Source organism: Vibrio sp. MED222, from assembly GCF_000153005.1.
Classification (GTDB): Bacteria; Pseudomonadota; Gammaproteobacteria; order Enterobacterales; family Vibrionaceae; genus Vibrio; species Vibrio tasmaniensis_A.
Genome location: NZ_CH902611.1, coordinates 241,183 through 253,126, shown reverse-complemented (window position 1 = coordinate 253,126; position 11,944 = coordinate 241,183). Strand labels below are relative to the sequence as shown.

Sequence of the window (11,944 nt, the reverse complement as noted above, 5' to 3'; positions counted from 1 at the left end):
CATTCCCGAGAAGGAGGAACGACTGAATCGGGAATCTCCTTTCTTTTGCATACTCCCATAAAAATGAAGCCCGCATCAATTGCTTGATACGAGCTTTATAATCAAAGTGCTAGAAAGTTACTAATAGAAAGAGTTACTTGTAGAAAGACTCATCCAACCCAGCACGTGTCAGTAGGCCATCACATGGCGCAAAACGATCACCGTACTTCTTAGCGAAGTCGTTCATCATCTCTACCAGTGACTTAATACCAATTTGATCCATATAACGGAACGGACCACCAAGGAATGGCGGGAAGCCGATACCGAAAATAGCACCAATATCGCCATCTCGCGGGCTACGGATAATGCCATCATCCAAACAACGAACCGCTTCGTTGAGCATCGGTAACACACAACGCATTGCGATGTCGTTATCGCTTAGCTTAGGTTCAGGTTGCAGCTTAAGCAGTTTGTATACTGACTTATCGACTTCCTTCTTTTTACCTTTGTAAGTGTAAAAACCTTTGCCACTCTTACGGCCTTTACGGTTGTCATTCAAAAGAATGTCGAACACATCAGGACCTTGGAAACGCTCGCCTAATTCATTAACCAGAATCGGGATGATCTTCGCACCAATATCAACACCCACCTCGTCTAACAAAGTAATTGGGCCAACCGGGAAACCGAAGTCCACCAATGTGCTGTCGAGCTTTTCAATCGGCTCATTTGCCAATAACAGATGCGCCGCTTCATTCATGTATGGAGCAAGAATACGGTTCACATAGAAGCCAGCCGTATCTTTAACAACAATCGGCGTTTTACCTTGCTTTTTCGCTAATGCAACAACCGTCGAAATCGTCTCTTCTGACGTTGTTTCATGAGGGATGACTTCTACTAGCGGCATTTTTTCTGCCGGGCTGAAGTAGTGAAGACCAACCACGTTTTCTGGTCGCTGCGCTTTCTCTGCAATTTTGTGGATTGGCAGTGAAGACGTGTTGGTCGCAAAGATAGTCTCTGACTTAGCATTGGCTTCAATGTCTGCAACCATTGATTGCTTAAGGCCGAGATCTTCAAATACCGCTTCAATCACAACATCAGTATGGTTAAAGCTTGTAAAGTCGATACCACCAGAAAGCTGAAGCATCTTACTTTCAAGGCCAGCTCGGCTCAGAATACGACGTTTACGCTGCTTATCGAACAACTTGTAGTTGTAGTTAAGCGCATTGAGCACACCTTCATTAGACACATCTTTAATACGAACCGGTACTTTCGCTTTAGCAACACTGACGTGGCTGATACCAGCGCCCATAAGACCACCGCCCAGTACACCAACACGCTTAACCGCTTTTGGTTCTGCGTCTGCGCCATGTTCTTTTTTCATTTCAGTGGTGGCAAAGAAAATCGAACGAAGGGCTTTGGATTCTGCGGTCATCACCAATTCAGAGAAACGCTTCGCTTCGTACTGAAGACCTTTATCAAAGCCGTTCTCTAAGCCATAACGAATCACATCAAGAATCGCATCAGCGGCAGGGTAATTGCCGCGTGTTTTCTGATTGGTCTTCTTTGAAGCCTGTTCAAAAATAACCTTGCGACCAAGACCCGTACGTGAAATTATTTTTTCTTTGGCCGAAGCTTGGCTTTTAGACGCCAAGCGCTTACCTTTTTTCCCGCCTGAGTTCTTTTCAACAAAGCTCTTAGCAACTTCCAGCAAGATAGTTTCTGGCACACAAGCATCCACGACACCTAGCGATTTCGCTTTTTTAGCGCGCAGTTGCTTACCCGTAAGAATAAGGTCAAGAGAAGGCAGTAAACCGATAAGACGAGGAAGACGTTGCGTACCACCAGAGCCGGGTAACAGACCAAGCTGGACTTCTGGCAGACCTAAGCGAGTCTTATCTGAATCAGTACATACGCGGTAATCACACGATAGTGCCAGCTCTAAGCCACCACCTAAACATGGGCCGTGAATCGCTGCAACAACAGGATAAGGCAAATCAGAAAGTGCTTGGAACATCTCCTGCCCCTGGCGAGCAAGAGATTGCGCTTCATCTGCTGTCTTGCAAGCATCAAGCATTCGTACGTCAGCGCCAGCAATAAAATTATCTGGCTTCAATGAATGAACGATTAAGCCTTTAACTCGGCTTTGCTTTTCCTTCAACTGCTCGAAGATTGCTTTCATTTCTTCGGCAAACGCCGCTTGTAGCGTGTTCATTTTTTCGTTTGGTACATCGATCGCAAGCCATGCAATATCTTGGTCATCGATAGTTAAAGAAAACGCGGTCGCCAGTTTTACGGCTTCATCGTTTGAAACCGTCTTGTCACTTTTAGATACAGTCACTGGCTTTGAATCCGTTTTTTTGACTGCTTTCTTTTCTTTTTTCACATCAAGAGTCGTAGACATTATTCCACCTCCAAGATCATTGCTGCACCTAAGCCACCAGCCGCACAAGCAGTATTCAATGCTAGGCCACCACCACGACGTTTAAGTTCACGCAGTGTTTGAGTCATCATGCGTGCACCAGTCGCAGCAAACGGGTGTCCGTAAGCAATTGAGCTACCCAGCACGTTGAATTTCTCCATATCAATCTCACCGATCGCTTTGTCACGGCCAAGATTCTTCTGAGCAAATTCATCGCTTGCGAACATTTTGACGTTAGCCAGAACTTGAGCTGCAAACGCTTCATGCATCTCGATAAGTGTTAGGTCTGACAATTCTAGTCCTGTGTTCTTCAATACTTGAGAGGTCGCGTACGTCGGCCCCATCAGCATATCCGTTTCAACACCAATCGCTGAGAACGCGTAACCACGAATGTAACCAAGCACTTCTAAGCCTAGCTCTTTCGCTTTTCCTTCGCGCATCAACATCACTGCGGCACCGCCATCGGTGAGAGGCGTGGCATTGGCTGCCGTTACACTGCCGTATTGTCTGTCGAATGCAGGGCGCAATTTAGCGTAACCTTCAACCGTCGAGTCGTGGCGAATGTTGTTGTCTTCTGCTAGGTACTTTTTATAAGGCGCGGGGAATGCCGTCATCACTTCGTCTTTAATCTTGCCTTCTTTCCATGCTTGAGAAGCCAAAGAGTGAGAACGGTGAGCAAGTGCATCTTGAGCTTCGCGAGTAATACCATGTGTCTTAGCCATCTGCTCAGCAGTTTGTCCCATAGACAAACCTGTCGAGTATTCTGCGACTGCTGGTGGTACTGGCATCAAATCTTTGACTGAAAATGTTTTAAGAATCTTCAGTTTTTGACCTATGGTTTTCGTTTTACTCAGTGCTAATAAGTTCGCCGCTAACTTTTTCGAAACACCGATTGGCAATACAGAAGAAGAATCCGCGCCGCCCGCAATACCAACATCAATCGTGCCAGCCATAATGCTCTCGGTCACGTTGACTGCAGCTTGGAAGCTAGTCGCACATGCTCGCGTCACACTGTAGGCATCAGTATTAATGTCCATACCTGTACCCAGCACGATTTCACGTGCAATGTTCGGAGCTTCTGGCATTTGCACTACTTGGCCGAACACGACTTGTTCGATAAGCGCAGGATCGACATCAGTTCTTGCAAGCATTTCGCTCACCACCATTTTGCCTAGGTCAACCGCAGGCACTTGGCTAAATTCTGTGCTCTGACGAGCGAATGGGGTTCGTAGTCCAGCGACAACGGCAACACGTTCTCCAGAACGCGTTTTGACTTCCTGTTTGCCCATGGTTTCTCCTTAAGGTTAAGAGGTCTGACCTGAAGCATTGTAAACAAGTTGTTAATTAAATCAAACGGGCGTTTAAATAAACGTGATACGAGTATCCCACTGCTTGAAAATCTAACTGAACATTCAGGCGAACCTTTTTGGGGGAAAGGTTGTCGTAAGATACTAAACTATTGCAAGCAAAGCTGTTATCGCTATGTAAGGGATGTTTTTCTTAAGGCAAAAAAAAACCACACAAAACTGTGTGGTCGGAATGTATATAAAGCAATTAACTTAACGCCAATTGAAATAATCAGTTTCCTGATTAGGAGAAAGTAAAGTCAGCCTTCAAAAGGAAGTGTCGTCTTGCTCAACATGCTAGCCACGAATGACTAACTAGACGACAAGGTGTACTATAGCGTTTTCGAGGGCTTAAATTTTGAAGTAGATCAATTTTAATGTGATTTTACGACTTCCTGCCGACGTTAGCCCTAAAAACGAAACAGCATATATAACGAAGCACAACGTATAGAAGACAGCTATACGCAGAGCAATTATGGAGGCTCGTGTGTCAATAATAAAAATGTTTGGAAAGAAAACAGCCAAGCGTCCGGTCAACTCTGATATGGACAAACAAAGAAAATACGAAGCACTCGTGCGCGCCTATCATCGTGACCTCTTTCGCTATGCCTATTGGCTATGCAAAGACAAAAGCATTGCCGAAGATTTAGTTCAAGAAACTTGCCTTCGTGCATGGAAGTCACTCGATAGCCTACAAGATGAAAAAGCCGCAAAGTCATGGCTGATTACTATCTTGCGCCGCGAGAATGCTCGACGTTTTGAACGCAAACAATTTGATCTGGTTGATATCGACGATCATGGTAACGATGCTAGCATCAGTGATGACCCACATCATCAACACCAATGGTTGCAAGCGCAGATCATGAAACTTGAAATCGAATACCGTGAACCCCTCTTCTTACAAGTGATTGGTGGTTTTAGTGGTGATGAGATCGCCGATATTCTCGATCTTAACAAAAATACGGTGATGACACGTTTATTCAGAGCTCGAAATCAGTTGAAAGAGATGCTGGATACAGAAGAGGCAGAGAGGGGGCAACATAATGGATGATTTGGAATTTCGTCGTCGTGTATTGTCGGAACCTAAGCAACGTACACAAGACATTATTGATGCAGCAGCGAATAGTGAAGCCAATAGTAATTTTTTAGACGATGTACTATCACTTGATAAGCAAATCCATTCAGCATTGAATGTGGATGTGCCAGACGATCTGGCAGATCGTATCCTATTCAATCAGACCTCAAGCGAAGAGAGCAAAGTAGTAAGGCCTACGTTTGCTCGACGAGCGATGGCAATGGCTGCTTCTGTGGCATTCGTTGCAGGTTTATTGGTTGGTCAAGTCAACTGGAGCAACGCGTTGGTATCTCCAGCTCAAGCAAGCTTGGCGGATACTGCAATGAAACATGTTGTTGATGAAAAGAGCTTCGTTAGTGCACTTGATGAAAATGTATCATCTCAACAAATCAACGCAAAAATGAACCCGTTTGCTTTTCAGTTTGATGAAGCCTTCCCTTACCACGTCTATTACCTGAACCACTGTGGTTTTGGCAAATCCAACGCAATGCACATGGTTTTCCAAGGCGAAAAAGGCAAAGTCACGCTGTTTTTAACTGGCATTCCGACTGACAAGTCTATCGACTTTGATGAAAAAGGCATGTCAGGCTCGGTAACACCGATCGATGGCAGCAGTTTGATCCTTGTAGGGGAAGATGGCGAGGATGTCTCTAAAATCGCCGAAAAGCTGACAAAAATGATCAAACCAATGAGCTAATTTGCTCTCAAAGCCCCGTAACAAAAGGCCCAGCAAGTATACCACTGATATTGCTGGGCTTTATTTATCAATAAATCGCAAAACCATTCACCACACCAATATCTCTAGAGTTAAAACTCTAAAAAACAGCATTTCTCTCCATTTTCGTGCCAGATAGGCGTCATTTCCATAATTTTACCCTCAAAATTTCCAATGGTCGGATTTGTATATCGTATACTTCCGAATAGGATCAGCCAACATTGAGCAATTGCTCAAATTAATCGCCCTGTAGAGGCGGATATATAAAGGAATAAATGAATGACTACCAACAACACGCGTCTGTTTAAAAAGTCTCTTTTAGCAGTAACAATTACACTGGCGTCTTCGCAAGCGATGGCAGCAGGTTTCCAACTTAACGCACAATCAGCAACAGGCATCGGCCGTGCTTTTGCTGGTGATGCAGTAATCGCAGATAACGCGTCAGTAATGGCACGTAACCCTGCAGCAATGGCACTATTTGATAAAACTGAGCTATCTCTTGGTTTTGAAAGCATCACTTCAATGATTGAAGTCAACGACGTTAACTACGTTGGTGGTCAAGTGCCAGTAAATAATACTGATGATGTAGGTGACACATCAATCGCGCCTAACATCCACCTTATCGTTCCAGTAAATGATAAATTTGCTTGGGGTATCAATGCCTACTCAAACTTCGGTACTAAAACAGAGTTTGACGACAACTATCCGGCAGCTGAGTACGGCGGCTTAACTGATGTTAAGAGCGTTAACTTTGGTCTTGCTGGTTCTTACCGACTAGACGACCAATGGAGCTTCGGTGCAGGTTTAGACCTTATTTATGGTCAAGGTACGATGAAACGTACCGCTGGTGCTGGTTTTGGTAAAGGAAATCCATCTAAGGGAATTCCACCGGCAGGCACCTCTTTATTAAACGTCGACAAAGCTGATGGTTGGGCTGTTGGCTTTAATGTTGGTACCGTTTACGAATTAGATGAAAACAACCGTTTTGGTCTAGCGTACCGTTATAGCCCTGAAATCACCGCTAAAGATGACAAGGGCCAAGAAATCACGCTACCACTACCAGACATCGCTGAATTCTCTGGTTTCCACAAAATTGAAGATACTAAGTTCGCAGTTCACTACTCTGTACAATGGATCGGCTGGGGTGACTTCGACCAGATCGAATTTAGAAACTTAGATCTAGCAACATCACCAGTTGGTGGGGCAAATGGTAGCTACAATAAAGAATACAAATGGCAAGATGGTTGGCACTACGCAATTGGTGGTACTTACTACCTAAACGATACGTGGACACTGCGTACCGGTTACATGTATGACACCAGTGCGCAAGACGAACTGACATCTATCTCTGTTCCGGATTCAGACCGTCAGTGGTTCTCTGCTGGTTTCACTTACCACATTGACACTGCTTCAAACGTAGACTTCGGCTTTACATACTTGTTAGGTGACGATGTGAAGGTTTCAGAAACCTCTTCAGGTACACCACTAACAGCGACGACACATGCTGATGCAATCCTATTAGGTCTTCAGTACAGCCGCAGCTTCTAATATAAAGTTAGCTATAATCCCAAAGGGTCGCATTGTGCGACCCTTTTTTGTTTTCCTAAACCACTGACCAACCTAAATTTAAGCTTACAACTGTAGCCTGCAGAGCAAATATACAGCTACAGGTGTACGCTCAAACTTCGCAACACAGCCGAAACATTTAGATGATTTCTCTAATAATTAAACACATTTGCTCATTTAATCCCTAAAACACTGTTTTATTCGAATTTCATTTTTAAAGTAATAACTCTAAAAGTAGAATCACGCCACTAAATACTTATGATTCAGTGAACATAATAATGAAAATGAATAAAACTCTTCTATCTGCTGCAGTGGCAGTAGGATTACTTTCGACTTCTACCGTCACTAACGCGGCAGGTTTTCAACTAGCAGAATACTCAGCAACAGGCTTAGGTCGTGCTTACGCTGGTGAAGCAGCAATGGCTGACGGTGCAGACGCGCAATGGCGTAACCCTGCTATGCTGACTTACCTAGAGGGCACACAGGTTTCTGTGGGTGGTATCTACGTTGACCCAAATATTGATATTGAAGGGACTTCTACAACTCCTCGCGGAAAAACAACATCTAACTCTAGTGACTTCGCGCACAGTGCTTTTATTCCAAACTTTTATGTTTCTCATAAGTACAACGAAAAATTTGCGTTAGGCTTTGCTGCTGGTACTAACTACGGCATGGCTACGGACCTAGGTAAAGACTTCGGCGGTGCAAACCATGGTAACGAAGCAAGTGTGACTACTATGGAGCTGAACCTGAATGCTGCATACCAAGTGCTAGAGAGTGTTTCTATTGGTGGTGGCGTACGTTACATCATAGCTGAAGGTAGCTTTGGCGCAGTATCAACTAAAAACTCTCTTATTCCAGTGAAGTCTGGTACCTCTTTGAAATACATGGAAGGTGATGACAAGGCATGGGGCTGGCAAGTTGGTACCGCTTGGGATATTAATGAAGACAACCGCCTAGGCTTCACCTACAAATCAGAAGTAGATCTAACTCTAGAAGGTTACGCTAAAGGTTTTGGTTTCAACCCTAAAAACCCAGAAGCACACAAAAGTGGTTCAATGGATCTCGCTCTTCCGGCAACAGCTGAACTTGCTAGCTTCCACCAGCTGACAGACACTGTAGCGGTTCACGCGAGTATTAACTGGACAAACTGGAGCAGCTTTAAAGAGCTTGTTGCTGATTTCCCTGGTGAAAAAAGTGTAGAGATCAAGCAAGAGAACTGGGAAGACAACTACCGCTTTGCAATCGGTACTACTTACCAAATGACACCTAAACTAGCACTACGTTCTGGTATTGCCTACGATACTTCAGCGGTAAGCGAAGAGCACCGTACTGCGACGATCCCAGAAACAGACCGCACTTGGTTAAGTATTGGTGCGGGCTACCAATGGTCTGAACAGCTAACTCTGGATGCAGGCTTCACTTACATTCTAGCGAAAGACGCGAAAATGCATGAAAAAGATCCAAAAGCAGATTACTTTGGTGGTAGCTTCGAAGGCGAAGTGACAGGCAGCATCTGGTTAGTCGGTATCCAAGCTAACTACCGCTTCTAGGCTAGTTACCTAATTATCTACTTACCTTCTTACCGAAAGGTAGAAAAGTAGAAAAGTAGAAAACATTAAAAAGGCTCGATGTTGAATTAACATCGAGCCTTTCTCTTATCTGCTTATCTAAGCTTTGTATTTAGTAATCTTCGAGATACTCATCAATGAAATCTTCCTCCTCAAGATCAACCTCTTCTGGCTCGATCTCAGCTTTAAAATCTTGACGTTGGATGTAAATATCACGAGTCAAAGCATATGGATCTGGAGAGTCATCTAATAAGGCTTCTTGCGAGGCCAACTGAGCACGTGTTTCCATACCTTCAAAGGCCCACTTCCCTAACTTTGCCCAAAAGGTAAACAGAGACAAAGGTACATATAAGCTATCCACTTGCTCTGTTACTTGTCGGGTCGTCACAGGGCCATATCCCGGCAGCATAAAATACGGTCCATTCCCTACCCCATAATGACCAATCGCATCAGAAAACGACTTTTCGTCATATTTGGTGATCCCCGCTTCGCTAGCAATATCAATCAGACCAAGAAGACCAAAGGTAGAGTTAATCCAAAAACGATTGAAATGATCAAGCGCTTTCCCACCATTACCCATAATGAGATTGTTGAGCATACTTGATGGCTCATCTAAGTTGGCTAAAAAATTGGAAATACCAGAGCGAATTGGTACAGGGGTATAGTCAACATAGGCAAGAGAAACAGGTCGAACCAAATAAGGGTCGAGATACTCGTAGTTGATATCCCACATCGCTCGGTTGAAACCTTCAAAAGGGTCGTTCGGATGGGACTCTTCGACATATTCAGAGGTTTCGAGGTTATCACCACCATTGCTTTCATCTGGTACGCTCGAACAACCTACCGTTAAGCTTGCGATGAAGAGTAAACTCGAAAGTCTTAAAACACTGATAGACATATCACCTTTTCCATAAGGAATAATAAAAAAGGCCAGCAATCGCTGGCCTCAATTGGTTGCGTAAGTCTATACCGTTTTTTAATAAATCGGAATAGCTAACACCTATGCAAAGTAATGATTAATATTGCTTATTGATATCAATGGTAACTGGGGCACCCAGTTCAACCACTTCACTTTCACCGTACCAATCACCGTCTCGAGTTGAAACGTTACCATCTGTATCAAGCCTAGCTCTAACCATTAGAGTTTCAAGGCTGGACAACTTCTGCCCTTCCAACATGCTGTTGCCATCATCAAGAACGACAGTACGAGGGAAAGTTCCTAGCGGATAACGAGCCGCAGCAATCGGCATTGGTGAGCCGTCAGCACTGTGCACTGATACAACTAACACTGAACTAGGGGCAGCATTCACATCACCAGATAACTCAAGCGTTACAGCAACAGTTTTACCTTGGTCAACGCCCATAGCATTGCCCATTTTCTTCTGTGCACTTTCAATACTGCGCGACAACATTTCATAGCGACTGTCTTGTGGACCAATCATCTGTTGCATGATGCTCCAGTACTTAACAGCACCTGGGTAGTCTTGACGCTCAAACGCATCAAACGCTAGCAACGAGAACACACGAAGATCAACATAGTCGTTTTGAATCAAACGGCTCAAAATTAAACGAGCTTGGTTTTGATCCGCATCATCAGGTGAAAGCATCAATGCTTGTGCATAACCTAGCTGAACATCTTCATTCTTTGGCTCAAGCTTGTAAGCTCTTTGCATCGAATCTTTCGCAGTTTCCGCGTCGCGGTTAGCCAATGCAATACGACCTAATAGTAACCAACCTGTCGAATCTTTTGGTTGATAGTGCAGACGAGTACGAAGTGCCAGAGTCAAATCTTCTAATTCATCATCCGTTAATGCACCACCTTCCGATGACATTAGCTTTTTAGACAACTCAGGAAGGTTTGAACTCACTTCTTGCCAGTGTTGGACTTTATCCAAAGCACCAAACTGAAAGTACATACCATATGTAACAACCACGACTAGGACAATAGATGGTACTACGACGCCCAATGTTGAGATTTGGGTCTTCTTCATCTCTTTCTGCGCAGGTACATCATCAAGTAGAGACTGTTTCAAATCAGCGATCAGCTCTTGTTGGTTATCAACAAGGCCTTCTTCTGCTTCTACTTCGAGCTCAACGAGACGATCTTTATAGAATGCTTTGTTCAACTCGTCGCGAAGCATTTCATCATTGTTCGCCTTCTTATTTATGAAGGGCAGAACAATTAAGAAAATAGCTGCTAGCGAAAGGATAATGGTAGAAATCCAAAATAGAGTCATTACTTCTTATCTCCGTCGTTCTCTTCATCGAGTAACGCTTTTAAACGAGCTTCTTTGTCTGCATCCCAGTCTTTATCTGACTCTACTGCTTTCGACTTTGACTTTCGGCTTCGTAAAATGATCAAACCGAAACCAAACACGACTACCGCAAACGGACCAACCCAAAGGATTGATGTGGCTAATGTGAGTGGTGGGTTGTAAGTAACAAAGTTACCGTAGCGAGCAATCATGTAATCAATGATGTCTTGCTTCGACTTGCCATCTTTTGTCATTTCATACACTTTTTGGCGTAAATCAACCGCAAGCTCTGCGTTCGAATCACCAATGGTGTTGTTCTGACATTTAGGGCAACGCAGCGTGTTGCTTAGCTCTTTGAACTGCTGCTCTTGATCAACGGTATCAAATTCATGAAATTCGATAGGCGCAGCAGAAACAGTCGCCGAAATAGCAAATGTAGCGAATAGAGCAATCAGTGTCTTCTTAATCATTTCGCTTCCTCCAACAACTCTTGGTACATCGGCTCAAGCGTCGATGCCCAGTTAGTTGGGTTCACGTCACCAACATGGCGATAACGAACTACGCCGTTAGCATCAATGAGGAAAGTCTCTGGAGCGCCATACACACCAAGGTCAAGACCTAGCATGCCGTTACCATCGAACAGGCTGATCAAGTATGGATTGCCCAGCTCTTTTAACCAACCTACCGCTTTATTGCGATCATCTTTGTAGTTAAGGCCAATAATCTTAACGCCTTGACCCGCTAACTTATTCAAGTAAGAGTGCTCTGCATAACAAGTAGGACACCAAGTCGCCCACACATTTAGAAGCAGTGGCTCACCTTTAAAGATAGCTTGATCATGGAACTTACCCGGTTGCTCTAAGTCTTCTAAACCGAACTCAGGTACTGGCTTACCAATCAATACCGATTCAAGTTTAGTCGGGTCATCACCCGACTGGTTACGCATCAATTGAGTCGCAAAGATTCCAGCTAGAACCATGAACGCAATCAATGGAATGAATAAAATCTTCTTGTTCAT

Annotated in this window: 10 protein-coding genes; 4 read left to right on the top strand and 6 right to left on the bottom strand. The window is 44.1% G+C overall.

Annotated features, from left to right (window positions below; genetic code table 11):
- Positions 1-133: 133 nt before the first annotated feature.
- Together fadJ and fadI are read right to left on the bottom strand one after the other, a co-directional pair.
- Positions 134-2,380 carry a fatty acid oxidation complex subunit alpha FadJ gene (fadJ, locus tag MED222_RS01970; protein WP_009848513.1) on the bottom strand — a complete coding sequence of 749 codons (2,247 nt, stop codon included), beginning with the start codon at positions 2,378-2,380 and terminating at the stop codon, positions 134-136.
- Complete coding sequence (gene fadI, locus MED222_RS01975) at positions 2,380-3,687, bottom strand: acetyl-CoA C-acyltransferase FadI (protein WP_009848514.1); 1,308 nt, start codon at positions 3,685-3,687, stop codon at positions 2,380-2,382. Before fadI ends, fadJ begins: the two co-directional genes overlap by 1 nt.
- Before the next feature lie 559 nt (positions 3,688-4,246).
- Between fadI and MED222_RS01980 the strand changes: the two genes are divergently transcribed.
- The 4 genes from MED222_RS01980 (at position 4,247) to MED222_RS01995 (ending at position 8,653) form a co-directional block, all read left to right on the top strand.
- A complete protein-coding gene (locus tag MED222_RS01980) occupies positions 4,247-4,795 on the top strand; it encodes a sigma-70 family RNA polymerase sigma factor (protein ID WP_009848515.1) in 549 nt (182 codons plus the stop codon).
- A complete protein-coding gene (locus tag MED222_RS01985) occupies positions 4,788-5,516 on the top strand; it encodes a DUF3379 domain-containing protein (RefSeq protein WP_009848516.1) in 729 nt (242 codons plus the stop codon). The genes MED222_RS01980 and MED222_RS01985 overlap by 8 nt, the downstream gene beginning before the upstream one ends.
- Before the next feature lie 297 nt (positions 5,517-5,813).
- Entirely contained in the window at positions 5,814-7,082 is a 1,269-nt protein-coding gene (locus MED222_RS01990; RefSeq protein ID WP_009848517.1) for an outer membrane protein transport protein, read from the top strand.
- A gap of 296 nt (positions 7,083-7,378) precedes the next feature.
- Positions 7,379-8,653 carry an outer membrane protein transport protein gene (locus tag MED222_RS01995; RefSeq protein WP_009848518.1) on the top strand — a complete coding sequence of 425 codons (1,275 nt, stop codon included), beginning with the start codon at positions 7,379-7,381 and terminating at the stop codon, positions 8,651-8,653.
- A gap of 130 nt (positions 8,654-8,783) precedes the next feature.
- Here the strand turns inward: MED222_RS01995 and MED222_RS02000 are convergent, their stop codons facing one another.
- The 4 genes from MED222_RS02000 to MED222_RS02015 form a co-directional block, all read right to left on the bottom strand.
- On the bottom strand, positions 8,784-9,569 hold the full coding sequence (locus MED222_RS02000; RefSeq protein ID WP_009848519.1) for an MlaA family lipoprotein: 786 nt from the start codon (positions 9,567-9,569) through the stop codon (positions 8,784-8,786).
- Between the two features lie 118 nt (positions 9,570-9,687).
- Complete coding sequence (ccmI, locus tag MED222_RS02005; protein ID WP_009848520.1) at positions 9,688-10,908, bottom strand: c-type cytochrome biogenesis protein CcmI; 1,221 nt, start codon at positions 10,906-10,908, stop codon at positions 9,688-9,690.
- Entirely contained in the window at positions 10,908-11,396 is a 489-nt protein-coding gene (locus MED222_RS02010) for a cytochrome c-type biogenesis protein (RefSeq protein ID WP_009848521.1), read from the bottom strand. The genes ccmI and MED222_RS02010 overlap by 1 nt, the downstream gene beginning before the upstream one ends.
- Positions 11,393-11,944 (bottom strand): DsbE family thiol:disulfide interchange protein, encoded by a 552-nt coding sequence (locus MED222_RS02015; protein ID WP_009848522.1) that lies wholly within the window; start codon positions 11,942-11,944, stop codon positions 11,393-11,395. Before MED222_RS02015 ends, MED222_RS02010 begins: the two co-directional genes overlap by 4 nt.

Coding starts and splice junctions, on each gene's coding strand:
- ccmI (WP_009848520.1), bottom strand. CDS start 10,908: ATGACTCTATTTTGGATTTCTACCATTATCCTTTCGCTAGCAGCTATT.
- MED222_RS02015 (WP_009848522.1), bottom strand. CDS start 11,944: ATGAACAAGAAGATTTTATTCATTCCATTGATTGCGTTCATGGTTCTA.
- fadJ (WP_009848513.1), bottom strand. CDS start 2,380: ATGTCTACGACTCTTGATGTGAAAAAAGAAAAGAAAGCAGTCAAAAAA.
- MED222_RS01995 (WP_009848518.1), top strand. CDS start 7,379: ATGAAAATGAATAAAACTCTTCTATCTGCTGCAGTGGCAGTAGGATTA.
- MED222_RS01980 (WP_009848515.1), top strand. CDS start 4,247: ATGTTTGGAAAGAAAACAGCCAAGCGTCCGGTCAACTCTGATATGGAC.
- MED222_RS02010 (WP_009848521.1), bottom strand. CDS start 11,396: ATGATTAAGAAGACACTGATTGCTCTATTCGCTACATTTGCTATTTCG.
- MED222_RS02000 (WP_009848519.1), bottom strand. CDS start 9,569: ATGTCTATCAGTGTTTTAAGACTTTCGAGTTTACTCTTCATCGCAAGC.
- MED222_RS01985 (WP_009848516.1), top strand. CDS start 4,788: ATGGATGATTTGGAATTTCGTCGTCGTGTATTGTCGGAACCTAAGCAA.
- MED222_RS01990 (WP_009848517.1), top strand. CDS start 5,814: ATGACTACCAACAACACGCGTCTGTTTAAAAAGTCTCTTTTAGCAGTA.
- fadI (WP_009848514.1), bottom strand. CDS start 3,687: ATGGGCAAACAGGAAGTCAAAACGCGTTCTGGAGAACGTGTTGCCGTT.